The 18,702-nt window shown below is 37.1% G+C and carries 20 protein-coding genes; 14 read left to right on the top strand and 6 right to left on the bottom strand.

Annotated features, from left to right (window positions below; all coding sequences use genetic code 11):
• Nucleotides 1-27: 27 nt before the first annotated feature.
• The 3 genes from FJR05_RS02620 (at nt 28) to FJR05_RS02630 (ending at nt 4,620) form a co-directional block, all read left to right on the top strand.
• Nucleotides 28-3,051, top strand: a complete 3,024-nt coding sequence (locus tag FJR05_RS02620) for a class I SAM-dependent DNA methyltransferase (protein ID WP_168642678.1) — start codon at nt 28-30, stop codon at nt 3,049-3,051.
• Nucleotides 3,052-3,054: 3 nt separating this feature from the next.
• Nucleotides 3,055-3,720, top strand: a complete 666-nt coding sequence (locus tag FJR05_RS02625; protein WP_168642679.1) for a hypothetical protein — start codon at nt 3,055-3,057, stop codon at nt 3,718-3,720.
• 123 nt (nt 3,721-3,843) lie between these two features.
• Nucleotides 3,844-4,620, top strand: coding sequence for a class II aldolase/adducin family protein (locus tag FJR05_RS02630; RefSeq protein ID WP_168642680.1), 777 nt, complete (start codon nt 3,844-3,846; stop codon nt 4,618-4,620).
• A gap of 120 nt (nt 4,621-4,740) precedes the next feature.
• On the opposite strand, the gene mnmA is transcribed toward FJR05_RS02630, so the two are convergent.
• Entirely contained in the window at nt 4,741-5,793 is a 1,053-nt protein-coding gene (gene mnmA / locus FJR05_RS02635) for a tRNA 2-thiouridine(34) synthase MnmA (protein ID WP_168642681.1), read from the bottom strand.
• A gap of 211 nt (nt 5,794-6,004) precedes the next feature.
• Here mnmA and psbP point away from each other — a divergent pair, with 211 nt between their 5' ends.
• The 8 genes from psbP (at nt 6,005) to FJR05_RS02675 (ending at nt 12,774) form a co-directional block, all read left to right on the top strand.
• Nucleotides 6,005-6,550 carry a photosystem II reaction center PsbP gene (gene psbP / locus FJR05_RS02640; protein ID WP_168642698.1) on the top strand — a complete coding sequence of 182 codons (546 nt, stop codon included), beginning with the start codon at nt 6,005-6,007 and terminating at the stop codon, nt 6,548-6,550.
• A 70-nt stretch (nt 6,551-6,620) separates the two neighbouring features.
• Nucleotides 6,621-7,214, top strand: coding sequence for a nucleoside triphosphate pyrophosphatase (locus FJR05_RS02645; protein ID WP_168642682.1), 594 nt, complete (start codon nt 6,621-6,623; stop codon nt 7,212-7,214).
• Nucleotides 7,215-7,306: 92 nt separating this feature from the next.
• A complete protein-coding gene (locus FJR05_RS02650) occupies nt 7,307-7,597 on the top strand; it encodes a nucleotidyltransferase family protein (protein ID WP_027404262.1) in 291 nt (96 codons plus the stop codon).
• Nucleotides 7,587-7,940, top strand: coding sequence for a DUF86 domain-containing protein (locus FJR05_RS02655; protein ID WP_168642683.1), 354 nt, complete (start codon nt 7,587-7,589; stop codon nt 7,938-7,940). Before FJR05_RS02650 ends, FJR05_RS02655 begins: the two co-directional genes overlap by 11 nt.
• Nucleotides 7,941-7,996: 56 nt before the next feature.
• Nucleotides 7,997-8,737, top strand: a complete 741-nt coding sequence (locus tag FJR05_RS02660; RefSeq protein ID WP_168642684.1) for a phycocyanobilin:ferredoxin oxidoreductase — start codon at nt 7,997-7,999, stop codon at nt 8,735-8,737.
• A 544-nt stretch (nt 8,738-9,281) separates the two neighbouring features.
• Nucleotides 9,282-10,700 (top strand): HlyD family efflux transporter periplasmic adaptor subunit, encoded by a 1,419-nt coding sequence (locus tag FJR05_RS02665; RefSeq protein ID WP_168642685.1) that lies wholly within the window; start codon nt 9,282-9,284, stop codon nt 10,698-10,700.
• 69 nt (nt 10,701-10,769) lie between these two features.
• Nucleotides 10,770-11,924 (top strand): ABC transporter permease DevC, encoded by a 1,155-nt coding sequence (gene devC, locus FJR05_RS02670; RefSeq protein ID WP_168642686.1) that lies wholly within the window; start codon nt 10,770-10,772, stop codon nt 11,922-11,924.
• Between the two features lie 133 nt (nt 11,925-12,057).
• Nucleotides 12,058-12,774 (top strand): DevA family ABC transporter ATP-binding protein, encoded by a 717-nt coding sequence (locus FJR05_RS02675; RefSeq protein ID WP_168642687.1) that lies wholly within the window; start codon nt 12,058-12,060, stop codon nt 12,772-12,774.
• A 123-nt stretch (nt 12,775-12,897) separates the two neighbouring features.
• Here the strand turns inward: FJR05_RS02675 and FJR05_RS02680 are convergent, their stop codons facing one another.
• Nucleotides 12,898-13,689, bottom strand: a complete 792-nt coding sequence (locus FJR05_RS02680) for a hypothetical protein (protein ID WP_168642688.1) — start codon at nt 13,687-13,689, stop codon at nt 12,898-12,900.
• Nucleotides 13,690-13,794: 105 nt separating this feature from the next.
• Between FJR05_RS02680 and FJR05_RS02685 the strand changes: the two genes are divergently transcribed.
• From FJR05_RS02685 to FJR05_RS02695, 3 genes are all read left to right on the top strand, one after another.
• Nucleotides 13,795-14,610, top strand: a complete 816-nt coding sequence (locus FJR05_RS02685; RefSeq protein ID WP_168642689.1) for an HAD family hydrolase — start codon at nt 13,795-13,797, stop codon at nt 14,608-14,610.
• A 497-nt stretch (nt 14,611-15,107) separates the two neighbouring features.
• Nucleotides 15,108-15,446 carry a Mo-dependent nitrogenase C-terminal domain-containing protein gene (locus FJR05_RS02690; protein WP_168642690.1) on the top strand — a complete coding sequence of 113 codons (339 nt, stop codon included), beginning with the start codon at nt 15,108-15,110 and terminating at the stop codon, nt 15,444-15,446.
• Between the two features lie 9 nt (nt 15,447-15,455).
• Complete coding sequence (locus FJR05_RS02695) at nt 15,456-15,728, top strand: cupin domain-containing protein (RefSeq protein ID WP_168642691.1); 273 nt, start codon at nt 15,456-15,458, stop codon at nt 15,726-15,728.
• A gap of 62 nt (nt 15,729-15,790) precedes the next feature.
• Here the strand turns inward: FJR05_RS02695 and FJR05_RS02700 are convergent, their stop codons facing one another.
• From FJR05_RS02700 to FJR05_RS02715, 4 genes are all read right to left on the bottom strand, one after another.
• Nucleotides 15,791-16,378: a Uma2 family endonuclease gene (locus tag FJR05_RS02700; protein WP_168642692.1), complete on the bottom strand. Its 588-nt coding sequence runs from the start codon at nt 16,376-16,378 to the stop codon at nt 15,791-15,793.
• Between the two features lie 352 nt (nt 16,379-16,730).
• A complete protein-coding gene (locus FJR05_RS02705) occupies nt 16,731-17,162 on the bottom strand; it encodes an NUDIX hydrolase (RefSeq protein ID WP_168642693.1) in 432 nt (143 codons plus the stop codon).
• Nucleotides 17,163-17,170: 8 nt separating this feature from the next.
• Nucleotides 17,171-17,623: a DUF3531 family protein gene (locus tag FJR05_RS02710; RefSeq protein WP_168642694.1), complete on the bottom strand. Its 453-nt coding sequence runs from the start codon at nt 17,621-17,623 to the stop codon at nt 17,171-17,173.
• A gap of 80 nt (nt 17,624-17,703) precedes the next feature.
• Nucleotides 17,704-18,627 carry a Sll0314/Alr1548 family TPR repeat-containing protein gene (locus FJR05_RS02715; protein WP_168642695.1) on the bottom strand — a complete coding sequence of 308 codons (924 nt, stop codon included), beginning with the start codon at nt 18,625-18,627 and terminating at the stop codon, nt 17,704-17,706.
• Nucleotides 18,628-18,702: the final 75 nt, after the last annotated feature.

The raw sequence follows: 18,702 nt of genomic DNA on the forward strand, positions 1-18,702 counted from the left end.
ACTAAGGATGGGAAGGAGAAACCAGTCATGAGTTCTAATATAGCTGCAAATCAAATATATGAGCGAGTAATGGAGCGTACTGGCTTCTATCGTGATGGTGTACCAACTACAGGAGTTACAGAAGCAGAAGATATTCGCAAGAATTTAGAAAAGCGGATTAAATACAGTTCGGTAATTAATCCTGAGCAAATTAACGCTACAGCAATATATGAATTATCTGGTTCACCTTGTATTTATTTTACTCAATTAAATGAACCTAGTTCTAAAGAGTTAGCTAAACTACATAAATTGTGCTGGAATCATGGTTTAGCCCCAATGTTGTGGGTAATTACTCCTGATGAAGTTTTGCTTTATAACTCTTATTCTCAACCAAGAGAAGATGATGAAAGTCATCCAAATCGCAATTTAATTGAGAGATTTGAAACAACAAAAAGCGACTTAGAACGTATGAATAAATACGCTAGTCGGTTGCAAATTGAATCTGGTGAATTTTGGCAGTGGGAAAAAGCTAAACAAATTGATCGTAAACAAAGAGTAGATTCAGTTCTTGTCAAAGATTTGAATGACGCTGAGAAAGAATTGACCGAAAATCAAAAATTAGATCGTCAATTTGCTCACGCGCTTTTAATACGTTCTGTTTTTGTTGCTTATTTGCAAGATAGGGATATTTTAAATCAAAACTTTTTTATCAATCGCTTTGGAGTAGAATCGTTTAACACATTACTAAATAATAAATTAGCAACTTATAATTTGTTTGAGTGGTTGCAAACAATTTTTAATGGAGATTTATTTCCCGTTTCTACAGAAGAAAAAAATGCTGTAGACAATAAACATCTCAAAATTGCACAAGATTTAATCAGTGGTAAAGTAGATCCAGAAACAGGACAACTACGTTTATGGCGTTATTATGATTTTAAGGTAATTCCCATAGAATTAATTAGCTCAATTTATGAAAGTTTTATTTATGCTACAAATGCTAAATCAGCAAAAGAGAATAGTACACATTATACACCTGTCAATTTAGTTGATTTGGTACTTTCTGAAGTATTTAGAGAATTAGATGGTAATGCTAAATTTCTAGATTTGGCTTGTGGTTCAGGTGTATTTTTAGTTGAATCTTTGCGGAGATTAGTTATTAACCGTTGTGCTAATGGAGAAATACCAACTCGTCATCTAATTCGGGAAACTCTTTATCATCAAATTTATGGCGTAGATATTGAACCAAAAGCAGTTCAAATTGCTGCTTTTAGCCTTTATTTGACTGCTTTAGAGTTAGATTATGAATTAGAACAAAATCGTCAATTAACAGATGATTTAAAATTTCAAAAGCTGATTGGTAAAAATCTATTTACTAGCGACGTATTTAATGAAGAAGAAGAATTTAATAAAGTAGAAGTATTTGCACAAAAACAATTTCATGCAATAGTTGGTAATCCACCTTGGACAAAATCTCAATCAAATAAATCAGCAGGAAAATATTGTCAGCGAAAGCGTCCTGAATCTGGTTATCCAAATGGCTATCTTACAGCTAATGGTACACCTCCAGATCAAGCATTTTTATGGCGTATTGGTGACTTTACTAATGATAAAACTTGCATTGGCTTAGTTTTACATGGTAAACCATTTTTCAGTAATGATTCAGCCGCTAAAAAAGCAAAAAAATCTCTGTTAATGAGATATAAACCAAAAGTTATTGTTAATTTATCTAAATTGCGTAGAGAGCATATATTTCCTAATTCTGAAGCTCCAACGATGATTTTAATAGCAGAAGGGAAACGTTCAGAACAGAGAGATAATTTTTACTTTGTATGTCCAGAACGCTCTATAGATTTTCGACAACATGGAATTATAGAAATTGGAGCAGAACATATTAAAAGACTTCCTGTTTTTAGCACAGCATTAGATTCAGATATGCTGAAAATTGCTACTTGGGGTAGTGCTAGAGATATGTATCTGATTCAAAAATTAAGGTTGTTTCCCAAAATTGAAGAAATAACAGGTAATTCACCCAAGAGTGGATTTAAAGTAGGAAATCAGAAATGTGCGATTCCAGAGGAACTACTTGGTAAAAAATGGCTACCTTCTGATAATATGCCCAAATATGAAATTGATGCAAGAGAATTAGAAATTCTGCCATATTCAAGATTAGCAGAATCAAGAAATCCTCAAATTTACAAAGCTCCCTTAATTATTATTTCTGAAAAAGTAGAGTCTAATGGTGTTTGTGCTGCATTTAGTGAAGAAGATATTGTTTATTCAGCAAGTTATTCTGGAATACCAATTTCAAAAGACTTAGTTCATTTATCTCATTATTTGAATGCAATTCTTAATTCATCAATTGCAAGCTATTTCATTTTTATGACTGCTTCGTCATGGGGTGTAGAACGTAATAAGGTTATGACACAGGATTTAGTACAACTTCCTGTTCCTGAACCTAATGAAGATAACGAAAGATTGATTACTCAAATTATTGATATAGAAGGTAGATTGCGTCAATCTCCCACTAAATCCGTTGAAAAAGATTTGAAAAAACAACTTGATAAAGCTGTATTTGATCTCTATGGTTTAAATGATGATGAACGTATTTTAGTTGAAGATACTACTCAAATCACGATTGATTTATATATGAATCGTGAAAAATCAGCAGCATTAAAAAAACCTAAAGCTAGTGATTTAGAAGCATACACTTTGAGTTTTATGAGTGTGATTGAACCATTTTTTGATACGCTCAAAGAAAGAAGTATAGCTGCGGATATATTTGATATTGCTAATACACCATTACAAGTGGTTAAATTTAGCATACTACCATATCCAGGTCGTGAGCAAGTTGTACAAACTGTTCAGGCTGAGGATTTAATAACTGTGCTGAAAAGCATTGCGAAACAACTACCACTAAAACTTGGTGATCGTGTTTTTACACGACGCAATTTAAAAGTATATGTTGGTGAAAATATATATATCATCAAACCTTGTCAACTTCGTTACTGGAGTCGTTCTGCTGGTTTGAATGATGCTGATTCTGTTTTACTTGAAAATTTAAGGATGAAATAAGTTATGTTACTATTGGATGATTCAGGTACTGTTGGACAACCATCTTTTATTAACCGACGAGACATTATTGCCACAGTATTTGATATTATCCAAGCAGCTTGGATTCAAGTATGTCAAAAACAAGAGATTAATCCTGGGAGTGATGAAGATAGTATTGCTGGTGCTTTACACAATGAGATGAGGATTGAAAAGAAACGTCGAAATATACAAGGTCCTCCACTGATAATAAATGAAGGTGCAACACGGCGTTCTCAAGATAGTCTTAAGCCAGATGGGTTTATTGATTTTAAAATGGGCTATAACGCTTGGGATGTTGAAGACGATTATTTTGGCATAGAGTGCAAGAGAGTTAGTAGTAGTAAAGAACCAAAATGCAAAAAGCTCATTGATAGATATATAACACATGGTATCATGCGGTTTGTTAATGCTAAATATAGCCCTGGTCATGACTATGCAGCAATGTTGGGATTTGTAATTGATGGTAAAGTTAATGACTGTATTGATTTAATTTGCGATCGCCTAAATAAATATAAAAATGATATATGCTTGAAGGAGGATTGGGTTAATGAGCCAAGTTTTGGAAAAATACAAAATATATATCGTACTCGTCATATTCAAGATGGTCAAAATGATTTAATGACGATTCTTCATTTATTTCTTACAGTTTAATTAATTTTTTATCTCACCCTATAAATTAATTATATATAGCAGTTATTATACAATAATACAAATGTTACACAAAATAATTTCTAACCCTATTCCCCGCTAAAAATATTCTTGACAAAGCTGTATATGACCGAAAAACCTATACAAAAACCCAATAGTCCCCAAATTCCCACTTTTACCTCCATTCCCGAAGAAAGATTACATCGTCAACAGCGACTCGCGGCTGCATTACGTTTATTTTCTCGATTTGGATTTGATGAAGGTGTTGCTGGACACATTACAGCCCGTGATCCAGAAAACCCTGAACATTTTTGGGTAAATCCTTTTGGAATGCACTTTGGTTTAATTCGAGTTAGTGATTTGATATTAGTGAATCAGCAAGGTGATGTAATTTACGGTAATCGTCCAGTAAATCGCGCTGCTTTTGCTATTCATTCTCAAGTTCATGCAGCCCGTTCTGACGTGGTAGCGGCTGCACACGCTCATTCTATCTATGGTAAAAGCTGGTCCAGTCTGGGTCGTCTGCTTGACCCCCTGACTCAAGATGCTTGTTCTTTTTACGAAGATCACAGTATATTTACTGAATATACGGGAGTTGTTCTCGACCCAGCAGAAGGCAAGCGCATTGCTACAACTTTAGGAAAAAATAAAGCCGTCATTCTCAAGAATCACGGTTTGCTGACGGTAGGTAAAACTATTGATGAGGCTGCTTGGTGGTTTATCACGATGGAGCGTTCTTGTCAAGCTCAGTTATTGGCGGAAGCTGCTGGAATACCTAGCCCGATTAAGCCGGAGTATGCAAAGATAGCTTATAGCCAAGTGGGTTCTCCTGAGATGGGTTGGTTTAGTTTTCAGTCTTTGTATGAGATGATTGTCCGGCAAGAACCCGATTTTTTGGAATGACTTCTGTTGCGGTTATGGGGGTTATTTGGGGGGATGTAATATAATTTAGGGCAAAGAAAGGGCGCAGGATATGAAGTAAGAAGTAAGAAATAAAGAAGGAAGGGCGCAGGCCCTGCGCCCCTACGATTGTTCGATGATTCCGCCACCTAAAACTTTTTCGCCGTCGTACCAAACGGCTGCTTGTCCTGGGGTGATGCTGAATTGTGGTTCATCAAATACTAAGCGGACGCGGGAATCTGGTAGGGGAATGACTGTGACGGGTACGGGTTGGGAACGATAACGGATTTGGACTTCGGCGCGAATGGGGGCGACGGGTTCAGCTATGGAAACCCAATTTACTCGATTTATTGTACATTCTGACTGCGTTCCTTTTGTGCGATCGCCTACAACTACTTTGTTATTAGCTGCATCTAGTTCAATTACATACAAGGGTTCGGCGGCAGCGATGCCTAAGCCTTTTCGCTGACCAATGGTGTAATGATGAACACCATCATGTTGTCCCAAAACTTTACCAGTGGTATCTACAATATCACCGGGTTGAGGAGCTAAATATTTATCTAAAAATGCCCGCATAGAACCATTGCTTTCTACTAAGCATAAATCTTGACTTTCTGGTTTATCGGCGGTTTTTAGGTTATATTCTGCGGCAATTCTGCGAGTATCGGTTTTATTCAGTTCACCCAGGGGAAAAATTGTTGCCCCTAATAAGTCTTGGGATAAGTCATAGAGGAAATAAGATTGATCTTTGTTGCGGTCTACGGCTCGTAATAATTGGTAACGGTTAGTGGTATCATCGTAACGGATTTGGGCATAATGACCTGTAGCGATTTTAGCCGATGCCAATTTTTCCCTTGCATATTCCACCATTGGCCCAAATTTCACTGTTTTGTTACATTGGGAACAAGGCAATGGCGTAATGCCTACGCTGTAACCTGTGACTAAAAAATCAATAATTTCTGTTTGAAAGACATCCCGAATATCAACAATTTCATGGGGTATACCCAATTGTTCACAAATATCAGCCGCGTCGATCATTCCGTCAGAGCAACATTGCCCTTTGCCTTTCATCAGCCAAAGAGTTAAACCAATTACATCATAGCCCTGATTATGCAGCATAGCGGCGGCTACGGAACTATCAACGCCACCGGAAAGACCAACGACAACTTTTTTCATACTTTTAGATGTGCTTGCGGCTTATTTTGACAACAAAGAGGTTTTTTATTTGACCACAAGGTGCAAGACTGTCCAATTATAGCACACATACTTATCAAGCCTGAAAAAAACGGCAAAAGTAAAGTCTCCAGATTGTCCAGATTAGTGAGAAAATAAAAACTTGCAATTATCTTTACCTTGTATTGTTGACGGATCAAAGGAATTTGAAAAAATGTGGCAAAGAATTACGTTCATCTTATTATTGGTGTTGAGCTTCAGCTTGAGTAGTGTTGGTGTGGCTAATGCGGCTGGACTAAATCGGTTTGTAGATAGTGCTGACGGTTATCAGTTTGATTATCCTAATGGTTGGTTACAAGTTAAAGTTGGTGATGGGCCTGATGTGGTGTTTCATGATTTAATTGAAGTATCAGAAAATGTGTCTGTGGTAATTAGTCCGGTTGCTTCTGGTAAAACTTTGGCGGAGTTGGGAACGCCCACAGAAGTTGGTTATAAATTAGGAAAGGCGGCTCTTGCTCCTGTAGGTTCTGAGCGGACTGCTGAGTTAATCAATGCGGCACAAAGGGAAGTAAATGGGAAAATTTACTACTTTCTAGAATATGCGGTTAAATTTCCTAATGGACAGGAAAGACATAATATTTCTAGTGTGGCTATCAGTCGTGGTAAGTTGTTTACGTTTAATGCTTCTGTTCCTGAGAGACGTTGGAAAAAACTGCAACGGATGATTGATGAAGTTGTGAGTTCTTTCAGTGTTTATTAATAACTAGACATGGTGGTAATTGACAATTAATTATTATCAATTACCCAAAAAATTACTTATACAACAATTTATGAAAATTCCGCAATTTGTGCTTGCTTCTGCCTCCCCTGCCCGTCGTCGGTTATTGAAAACTGTGGGAATTGAACCAATAGTTTGTCCAAGTGATTTTGATGAGTCACAAATACAACTAACTAAACCTGGGGAATTGGTGAAAACGCTGGCTCAGTGTAAGGCGGAAACTGTGGTTTCTCAATTCCAATCGGCGTTGGTGATGGGTTGTGATTCGGTTTTGGCTATGGGTGGGGGGATTTATGGTAAACCAGGGGATGCTCTCGAAGCGATCGCTCGGTGGCAATTAATGCAAGGTAATTTTGGTGACTTGTACACTGGTCATGTTTTGATTGATACTACTAAAAATCAAACTGTGGTTAAATGTCAGGTTACTAGGGTGTATTTTGCGAAAATGAGCGATCGCGCTATTCTTGCTTATGTAGCCACAGGTGAGCCTCTTCAATGCGCTGGGGCTTTTGCTTTAGAAGGATTTGGAAGTTTATTTGTGGAGAAAATAGAGGGTTGTCACAGTAATGTAATTGGTTTGAGTTTACCCTTATTGCGGCAAATGATCGGGGAATTGGGATATGAAGTTACAGATTTTTGGGGATAGTTAAGTAATTATTATTCCCAATTTTTAATGAATAAAATGTTAGAAAATAGAGACTACTATCTTAATATAGAATTGGTTTAGGAAAATAAATCATGAAACGAGATGAGGTACTGGCAACTTTAGCTGCACATAGAGAAAAGTTGCAGGAACTGGGAGTAAAATCCCTTAATTTGTTTGGTTCAGTGGCGCGGGATGAAGCTAGTTCAGATAGCGATGTAGACTTTTTAGTAGAGTTTAATCGTTCGGGTGGGTTGTTTCAACTTTTGCAAGTACAGTATTATTTAGAAGATATTCTGGGATGTTCTGTTGATTTGGGAACGGAAGATGCTTTGAGAGAACATTTGCGAAAACCTGTACTAAAGGATGTCATTCGTGCCTTCTAGAAATTGGCGGTTTCGTATTCAAGATATTGTCCTATCTATCAATGGAATTGAGCAAAGGACAAGGGGTCTAACGTTTGATGAATTTGCAAAAAATCAAACACTTGTCAAAGCTGTTCTCTATGATTTCGTCGTGATTGGAGAAGCTACTAGAAATGTTCCTAATGATATTCAGTTACGCTATCCTCTCATCCCTTGGCGTTTGATGGGAGGGATGAGAAATGTTGTAACTCATGAATATTTTCAAATTGATTTGAGTAGAGTCTGGGAAACAATTCAAAATGATTTATCCTTATTAGTACCACAATTACAAGAAGTGCTGGAGAGAGAAATATTAGAAGAATAGTTGATCTGGTGCAGATGATTGTAAACTAGGAAATAAATTGTATTTCCTAAAATAATATGTCTTCTACTCCTTCCCTCCGTGAACAACAACATCCCCTGATTCATCAACTAGCTGATTGTATTGAAGCAGTTTGGCACAAACACTTAGACTTATCACCATACCATTTACCGGCGGAATTGGGATATGTAGAAGGTAAATTAGAAGGGGAAAAACTGATTATCGAAAATCGCTGTTATCAAAGTCCCCAGTTTCGCAAAATGCACTTGGAACTAGCAAGGGTGGGGAATATGTTAGATATTCTGCACTGTGTGATGTTTCCTCATCCAGAATATGATCTTCCCATGTTTGGTTGTGATTTAGTCGGAGGTAGAGGTCAAATTAGTGCGGCTATTGCTGATCTTTCTCCGGTAAACTTAGATCGGATTTTACCAGATGGTTATAATTCCCAACTTAGTAAATTAACCACATCTAACTTTTCTCAACCTCGTGATTTACCGGAATGGGGCAATATTTTTTCCGATTTTTGTCTATTTATTCGTCCTAGTTCCCCGGAAGAAGAAACAAGTTTTTTATCTCACGTAGAATCATTTTTAGAGATTCATTGTACCCAAGCCAAAGCATCTAGTCCAGTTGCACCGGAAAAAGTAGCTCAAATTTTTGCTGGACAACATAATTATTGTACAAAACAACAACAAAATGATAAAACCCGTAGAGTTTTAGAAAAGGCTTTTGGTGTAGATTGGGCAGAAAATTATATGACTAAAGTTTTATTTGATTTGCCAGAGTTACCAGAATAATCTGAGAAAATATTACCCAAAGTATCAGCAATTAAAAATTGCTATTACCTTATCTGTAAAATGCGTTACGTTTTCCCTCAACTGATAAATGTAGAATTTATATGAAGTCATCACTACTGACACTTCTGGGAGGGAAAACTAACGTTAATCAATAAAATTCCTAGTTATCTGGTTTTGGCTGATAATTAGTAATTATTAACTGTTAAAATTCTTACCTATTTTCTCTTGTTAACTTCAAAAGTTGAAGTTTGGCACATCTTCTTAAAAATGAAGTGTAAAATCTCAACTACTAATGATTTATTAAATCTACCAATTGTATCCCAGGTTGCTTTGAGACAGAAATTTTCATGTAAAGATAATACACCTGAATAATCACAGAGTGTAATTTCTGCAAAGTTGATCATACCCAACAATAATTATAAAATTGCCAAAACAAAAGCCCAAAAAGGTGTAAATTTTGCATAAAGTTTGCTGTGGATTTTAATTACAGCTAATTTATTTTTTTAGTTTCATCACCATAATTCAGATAAATAGGTTAAATATCATGTCAAGGGTGAATGAAAAATCAAAATCCCCAGAAAAGGCACTTGAGCAGCCGAAAATTTGGTTAAGTATTGCCGTAGCTTTACCCGTTGCTATAGCTGCTGGGTTCTTAGCTACGGCGAGAATGGAACAATTAAAAAAACTAACTTCTGCTGTATCTGTAGCCCCAGTTCCTAATAGTATTACTGCCATAGGACGCTTAGAACCAAGAGGAGAAGTAATTAAACTTTCTGCACCAGCGGGTTTATCCGGCAGTTCACGAGTCCAGCAACTTTTAGTAAAAGAAGGACAAAGAGTACAGCAAGGACAGGTTGTGGCAATTTTAGATAGCCGCGACACTAGCATGGCAGTAGTAGAAGAAGCCAAAGCTAAATTGCAAGAATCCCGTGCGAATTTAGCTCAAGTTAGTGCTGGACCACCAAGAGATGCTCAGGCTCAAAGATTCATTATTTCTCGATTACAAGCCCAATTAGCGGGGGAAAAAGAGGCTCAACAGGCGACAATTAGCCGAATTGCTGCCCAATTAAGTGGTGAGAAGGTTGCCCAACAAGCCGGAGTTAATCGTTTAGAAGCCGAACTACTGGGACAAAGAAATGCCTTGAAAGCTAATATGGAGAGGATTAGAGCCGAAAAGCGTAATGCTCAAGTAGATTATGGGCGCTATGAATTTTTATACGGACAAGGTGCTATTTCTCAGCAAGAGCGCGATCGCCGCCGCTTAAGTGCGTTGACAACAAATCAACAATTAATTGAAAGTGAAGCTAGTTTAAAACGGGCAATAGATACCATCCGACAGCAAGTTTCTGAAGCTAGAGCTAATCAAATTAAAACTATAGCTACTTTACAACAACAGTTAATTGAAGCCACAGCCAACCGTAACAAAACTGTCGCCACTTTACAAAGGCAAATAGACGAAGAAAGAGAAAGATTAAGCAGAATATTAGTAGTTAGTCCGCTCAATGTCCAAGTAGCTCAAGCACAAGTTACTAATGCCATTGCCTTAATGAGAAAAGCTCAAGTTGAACTTCAGCAAAGCTATGTTAAAGCACCTAGTTCTGGTGAAATATTAAAAGTTCATACCAAATCCGGGGAAATCATGGGAGCAAATGGAATTGCGGAAATCGGACAAACAGATCAGATGTTCGTAGTTGCAGAAGTTCCTGAAGATAGTATTAATAAAGTCCGTTTGGGTCAAACTGCTACTATCTCTAGTGACAACGGCGCATTTGACGGTCAACTAAAAGGTAGAATCACATCAATTGGTAGAAAAATCGGCAAAAAAGATGTCTTAAATAATGATCCAGCCGCAGATATTGATGCCAGAGTTGTAGAAGTGAAAATTGCCCTATCTCCAGAATTTACCAAGCAAGTTTCTGGTTTAACTAACGCTAAAGTCACCGTAGAAATTAATGAAAATTAACCTCATATTTCTATGGCAAATATTCATGTTCAACTACTTAATTAGTATTCAGATCAAAAGATTTAGAAAATGGCAGTAAAAATACCTTTATCTTGGCTACAACTGACAAGAGAAAAAACTCGCCTAGCAGTAGCTTTGTCAGGTATTGCCTTTGCTGATATTTTAATGTTCATGCAGCTAGGTTTCCGAGATGCACTCTATTACAGTAACGTCAGAATGCACAGTAGTTTAGTTGGTGATGTGGTTTTAATCAACAGTCAATCTAATGCTGTTTTGGCAATGAGAACCTTTTCCCAACGGCGTTTATATAAGGCGTTAGATTTGCCCACAGTTCAATCAGTACATCCCATATATTTAGACTATACAAGCTGGAGAAATCCTGTTACAGGTCGTCCTCGCAGTATCTTAATTTTTGGTATGAATCCAGAAGTTAATCTTTTTGATTTACCCGGAGTTGAGGAAAATTTAAATAAACTCAAACTACCTGATGTGGTTTTATATGACCGTTCTTCTAGGGTAGAGTATGGGCCGATCGCTGATAGTTTTAATGAAGGAAAAGTTGTTGCAGCAGAAGTACGCAGAAGAAAAGTTCAGGTCGGTGGATTATTTACATTAGGAGCGTCTTTTGGTGCAGATGGAAATTTAATTACCAGTGATGTTAACTTTTTGCGGATTTTTAATAACCGTCAGCGGGGATTAATTGATATTGGTATTATTAAGTTAAAACCTGGTGCTGATCCCATTGTGGTAGCTCAAGAATTACGAAGTTATCTACCTACAGATATTAATGTTTTAACTAAGGAAGAATTTATTGAATTTGAAAGAAATTATTGGTCAAGTAGTACGGCTATTGGCTTTATTTTCACATTAGGAACAATTATGGGTTTTATTGTGGGAACTGTAATTGTTTATCAGATTTTGTATACAGAAGTCAATGATCATTTATCTGAATATGCTACGCTCAAAGCTATAGGTTACACTCAAAATTATTTACTAACTGTGATTCTGCAAGAGGCTTTTTTATTAGCAGTTGTTGGTTATTTACCTGGTTTTGCCTGCGCTTTGGTTCTTTATAATGTTGCTAGAGATGCTACACTTTTGCCTATATTTATGAGTTATAATCGCGCCATTATGGTAATCATGTTAACTATTTTAATGTGTTTTATTTCGGGGATGATTGCTATTAGAAAATTAAGCTCTGCCGATCCAGCGGATATTTTTTAAATTAGTTATTTATTGGTCATTGGTTATTGGTCATTGGTCATTGGTGAAAACCATTCTTCTTCCTCCCCCAACTTCCCCCACTCCCCCTACTTCCCCTACTCCCAATACTCCTGAACTCCTACACTCCTCTATTATGATCAACAAAGAACCTGTAATATCTATTAAAAATATCAATCACTACTACGGTAAAGGATCGTTGAGAAAACAGATTCTCTTTGATATTAGTTTGGAAATATATGCCGGAGAAATTGTGATTATGACTGGACCATCTGGTTCAGGGAAAACGACTTTATTAAGTTTGATTGGTGGGTTAAGATCGGTACAAGAGGGAAGTTTAAAATTTTTAGGTGATGAATTGTGTGGTGCTAGTCAAAACAAACTGGTACACATGAGACGCAAAATTGGTTATATTTTCCAAGCTCATAATTTATTAGGTTTTTTAACGGCTCGGCAAAATGTGCAAATGGCTGTGGAATTAAATAATAGTATTTCCCAATCAACGGCTATTTCTCAGTCAGAGGAGATGCTGGCATCTGTAGGTTTACAAGAACGGGTTAACTACTATCCAGATAATTTATCTGGTGGACAAAAACAAAGAATAGCGATCGCTCGCGCCTTAGTCAATCATCCTCCCCTAGTCTTAGCCGATGAACCAACAGCCGCATTAGACAAACAATCAGGACGTGATGTGGTGGAAATCATGCAGCGTCTAGCTAAAGAACAGGGAACTGCTATCCTCTTAGTAACTCACGATAACCGGATCTTAGATATTGCCGATCGCATTGTGGAAATGGAAGATGGTCTCCTCACTCGTGATGCTCAAAATATTACTTCTCAACACAAATCCTAATTTGGATAATTCTTCTTCTTAAATACATATTATGTATTGCTAGGTTTGAATTTTTTAATCTTTGTTAGCAATTCAAAATTACGATTATTTCTGAATCGTAACTGCATCAGACAATTCTACTCACTACTGTTTTTTTGTTAGAGGATTTTGACGGCTAGTTCTAAATGTCACATTCACCCCTTCGTTTGACTGTTCTAATACCAGCAACGGAGTCGGTTTAGCCTTTTGATCCCAGTGTATATAAACAATCCGACCTTGAATAGTAGGTTGCCAAGTATCGTCATCATCCCTGGGGCTAAGGTATGTTTCTATACAATTAATAATTTGACTAATGGTAGAAGAAGTAGCCTGAGTTGGTAACTTCATTAACCGAATTTGCGCTCGAAACAGCACCCGCTTCACAATGTTGGGTGCTACACCAGTTTCATACTCGATATCAAACGTTTCATCTACCTGCCTACCTGTGCTACTAGAAATCCCCACAGACCCTATATTAGCTTGGCTAGGACGCAGTGATAGAGAAATCTTATCTTTAACTTTAATTTTAATTTGATTAACTAGAGCAAAATGGAATACCTCCTCTGACATTCGCATCCGCAGATAATCTAGGTTAAAATCTCTTGAGTGGACTAAATCTGGATTAGTTTCCATTTTGCGAATAGTTTCCAAAGCCAACTTCAACTTTTTCTCTAATTCTCGCGTGCGGAATTGTTCAAATTTGAGTTTTTTCTCACCCCTTTGCAGTAGGATTCTGGCATAGACAATGACAGCAACCAGAACTAAAACCATTCCTCCACCTGCAAACAGCAGCAATGGTAGAGGTAGACTGTGAGACTCCTGGATAACAGGTGAGATTTTACTCGTCTTTATTGTCTTAGATCCAGAAGATTGAGCCAGAAAAATCGTATTAACCATAATTTACAACCTGAAATTATTAACTCCCAATGTTTATAATGCCCAAATCTTACTGAGCAGTTCGCCGTAGTATAAAGATTTTTTAGATTTTCTTGGTAATATCATATGTACAAACCTATTAGTGACTTGGCTAACCATCTTATCAATATACGGCAGTTGTCTGATCTAACATCTACGTATTCATATCATATTTACCTATTGGCAACAGATATGGATGGGACACTAACTCAAAATGGCAAGTTTACATCTCAATTATTAAATACTTTAGAGCAGCTATCCGCAGCTAAGATTCCCGTCTTAATTGTTACTGGACGTTCTGCTGGGTGGGTAAGCGCTATTAGTAGTTTAATGCCCATAGCTGGGGCGATCTCCGAAAATGGTGGTTTATTTTATCCATCAGACAATTCTGATCCAGTCACACTCACCCATATTCCTGACCTAGTTAACCATCGTCAAGATTTAGCCAAGGCTTTTATTAACCTACAAACTTATTTTCCACAAATTCAAGAATCCGCTGATAATTTATTTCGAGTCACAGACTGGACTTTTGATCTTACCTCACTGACAACCGAGGAACTACAAAAAATAGGTAATCTTTGTCAACAAATGGGTTGGGGATTTACTTACAGCAACGTTCAGTGTCATATTCAACCCCCAGGACAAAATAAAGCCGCCGGTTTATTAAAAGTTTTACGTCAATATTTCCCCACCTACTTCCCCGAACAGGTGATCACTGTTGGTGACAGTCCCAATGATGAAAGTTTATTTAACCAGCGTTATTTTCCTATTTCCGTAGGTGTAGCCAATGTACGTAATTACGAAAATCAACTACAACATCAACCCAAGTATATAACTACAGCAGCCGAAGGAGATGGTTTTTGCGAATTGTGTAGTTATATTTTGCAAAACTGTCAGCGGTAGGGGCGCAGGGCCTGCGCCCAGTCACCGAGTCAGGAGAAAGAAGAAGAAAATTCCCTGTTCCCTATTCCCTATTCCCTATTCCCCGCGAGAAAGTAACCTCCACGACTTTTTTCTCGATCTGCTATCACCTAAAATTAATGTCATCATCTCCTCATGATTATGCGGTCTAGCTAAAGGAAAAAGCTAGTTATATCAATATTTCCAGCCATTATCCCTGGAATTACTGTGCCGTTTTCCTACCATTCATGAGGATTTTATATATAAAATTACTATATTCAATATCAGGAATCTATAAGCTAAGACTATACCATTTTTATATTTTCTTTGTTATTTTGTATTCAACTGAACAGTTATTCAACACAAAGCCAGTTTAAATAAAAATTAGTTCAACTACTTTACCGTTCTTCCAGTTCAGTGAAAATTCCAAAGATAATTTGTTGTACAAACTGCCGCATTGGCAGAATTTTATCAATCTCATCCACATAGGACACACAATCATGTTAAAAACCAATAGTCAACCGATGATCATCTCTAGTTTTGTCAACCCTATCGAGGAAAATCATTCAGTTAAGAACAAGTTTGATTTACTGCAAAACATCCGTCAATGGTTCGACGAAATTGAAATTGATAATCGTCGAGTTGCTAGATTAATTGCTAAATTAATTCCTGCCCAATGTCCCTTTGAGCGTGATATCGTGGTTTTTGGTCGAAAAATTGCTCATATTCCGCCTATGTGCAAACTCAACCCCCTGTATGATCAGTTTGTTGGCTTGCGTTTTCGCGCATTATGTTATTTAGTAGATAAGTGTGGAGAAGACATCCAATCTTATTGCTAAATACAACTCATGGAAATTAAAGTCGTACATCAACCAAATATTGCACATCTTAATGAATTAGATGTATTCAACTGGCCAATTTGGGAAAAGGAAATATCTAAATTTTCCTGGACTTACGATGATCAAGAAACTTGCTACTTTTTAGAAGGTAATGTTGTTGTCACTCCTGATGGAGGACAAGCAGTACAAATGGGTAAGGGAGACTTAGTAACTTTTCCCGCTGGGATGTCTTGTACATGGGAAATTACCAGCGACGTAAAAAAACATTATTGCTTTGATTAATATTTCTGCAATCTCAATAACTAATATCTGAAGAGATGGATTGGATATTATTGAGAGGTTTGCTAGGAAATTATTGATCCCAAAATATCATCTACAACTAAATTAATTTCGGGGAATGCTTGAATTGACATTTTTTCTCCTCGACTGAGTTTTTGAATGTCGCTATACCCATTTTCGCTATGGTAGCGATAAACAATAATCACTTGTTCATAAATATCAACTAACCAAACTTCAGTAATACCACTACTAGCATAGAGAGGAATTTTCACGTCTCTATCATATTCCAGACTGCTATCTGCAACTTCAATTAAGAGAAATATATCCTGGGGTTGAGGGTGTCCAGATTCATAAAAATCTGCGCGAGGTTTCAGTAGTGCGATATCTGGTTGGGGTTCAGATAAGTTATTGAGGATAATCGGATTTTGTACAGCAATTATGACTTTTCTACCCAGTAATTGCGAAAAAACTGAATTTAAACGATTTACACAAGCTGTGTGTCTTGTACCAATTGGTGACATTTCTATAATTTCTCCATTAATTAGTTCTACTTTATCATTTTCTGAAAAGATACCGGCTTCGCTCATTTGATGGTATTGAGAAACATTGAGACGAAAGGTGTTAAGGCGTGGTTTTGCTAATTGTAGAGTCATAATTAACTTCCTGTAGTTACCTTTATTTTTAATATAGCAATCTTGAGTGATTAAGATCCCCGACTTCTTCACTTAATTGGTTCTACCGTTCCCTTGATGTAAAACAACGTTTATTGTAGGTTGGGTTGACGCAAGGAAACCCAACAACTCTTACTATCCTACCGCCAATGTTGGGTTATGCCTGATGCCTCCGGCACGCTACCGCGAACGGCACGCTACGCGAACACTTCGTTCTACCCAACCTACGAAAATTAAATTAATATTCTCTTCCATTAAGGGGAGCGGTAGAACCTTTATTATTTAGTGACAAGATAAAAAAAGAAGTCGGGGATCTAGGTTCGGGGATCTAAGTTTATAGATAATCAAAAAAGATTTCGGGAACTAATCGTAATTCACCAGATTTGAATCGAGAAATATCTATCCATAATGCGCGATGTTGACGTTCTGGTGTTTCTGCAAAAGTTAAACTTTCGATTTGATAAAACTGGGAATCAGCAAAGTCACATTCATAGAGTTGAATGATTTCATGTCCTTGTCTACCATCAAAAGTAAATAAGTTTTCGATACAAGTTAAATAGCGAATATTGGTTAATTCGGCTTGAATTTCTTCTTGAAATTCTCTAGCTAAGGCGATGCGGCTAGTTTCGCCAAATTCTACACCACCACCTAAAGCCCGATAGAATGTTGATTGTTTTTTAGGATCGAAGCCTTCAGAAACAAAGATTCTATTACCATCTCGAATGAGTGCTAAAACAATTACCCGGATTTGACCTTCTTTATTCATAACTACAATTAATTATCGTAAATGGAAGAGGGACGACTTTCACTATCTTCTGTAGACCAATCTGGATTTTCGCCACCAATGTATAGTTCTTCAATAGTGACATATTCTTCAGTTAGTTGAGTAAGGGCGTTGATGAGAATATCTAAGGCGATCGCATCACTTGTCCCTAAATCAAACCAACAACGCCCCCATTCTCCTTCATATTCAAATTCACCCATGTTGTGCATCAAGGCCATTAAGCTTTTATCATAGCCTTTGGTATCATAATCCATGTAGCTGATATCAAATCCTGCGTCTTGGATTTGCAGATTTTCCGCATTAAATCCCCCTAATTTACCTAAATAAAACCAGGAATTAAAGACTTCTTCTACATATTGTTTTTCCCTTTGGGAGGGAACATTGCTGAACTTAAACCAAATCCAAACATCAAAAGGATTAAACTCGCGGAATTGAATTTGCATTTTTGTAATGGGTAATGGGTAATTGGTAATTGGTAGAATCAGAATTCTATAACAACGAACTACTGACAACTGACAATTGACTACTGACTACTAACAGCCTGATTCCGTTCACGTTCAATTTGTTTGACTAAATTAGCAGGAAGTTGGGATTTTTTGGCTAATGCTTTGTCAAAATAAGTTATTGCTTCCTTAATTAAATTCTGGCTTTTTTCCTTTTTTCCCTGTTCGTGAAGAATTTGGGCTTTGAGATAGTGAATTTCTGGGTTGTCAGCAGTTGTTTTTAAGGCGCGGTTGACATAATCTAAAGCTTGGGGGTATTGTTTTAAATCTCGATAGGCTAAAGCAATACCTCTATTTACTAAATAATTAGGAGCAGCATTTTTTTCCAATCTTTCAATTACTTGATCTGGACTAGTAAAAGGTAAATTCACAGCTAACATTAAATCCATATAGCCGCGAATTAAGTTTAATTCTGGATCATTGGCAGAAATCTCTTCGGCTCTGTCAAGATATGTATAGACTTTCCGCAACCGGCTTAAGGCTTGGGGGACACCATTTACAGTTCCTTCTCGATTCAAAATTACCGCACCTGCTAAAAAATGACCGACAGCAGTATATAAGTTACCACGCAATGGATCACTGGCGATTAAATTCTGTCCAGTTTCTAGGGTTTTGCTGCTGTATTTTTCTAAACTAATACTATCTTGATTTTGATATGCTAAAGAAGCCTGAATGGCGTAAATTAAAGGTTCATTAGGTTCGCTAGAGGCGGCTTTTTGTAAAGCATCTTTGGCTAGGGAGTAATTTCCTTGTTGAAAAATAGCATTAAAAGCGGCTTCTGTGCGATCGCCAATTTTACGTGGTTCACGAGAGCGAAAGGGATCACCGGCAAAGGAGGGATTTACCAACATATTGAGAATGATGGAAGTAGCCAGAGTTACTTTTAAAAAAGTAGGCGATCGCCAGAATATCCTCAATTGGGGAATTAAAAACTGTTTAAACATGATAGCCTGTCTGAATAATTACGTAACTGTTCACACTCCCCCACTAAAAAGGAATTAGGAAGTAACAGGGATAGG

Source organism: Dolichospermum sp. UHCC 0259 (assembly GCF_009711935.1).
In the GTDB taxonomy this organism is placed as follows: Bacteria; Cyanobacteriota; Cyanobacteriia; order Cyanobacteriales; family Nostocaceae; genus Dolichospermum.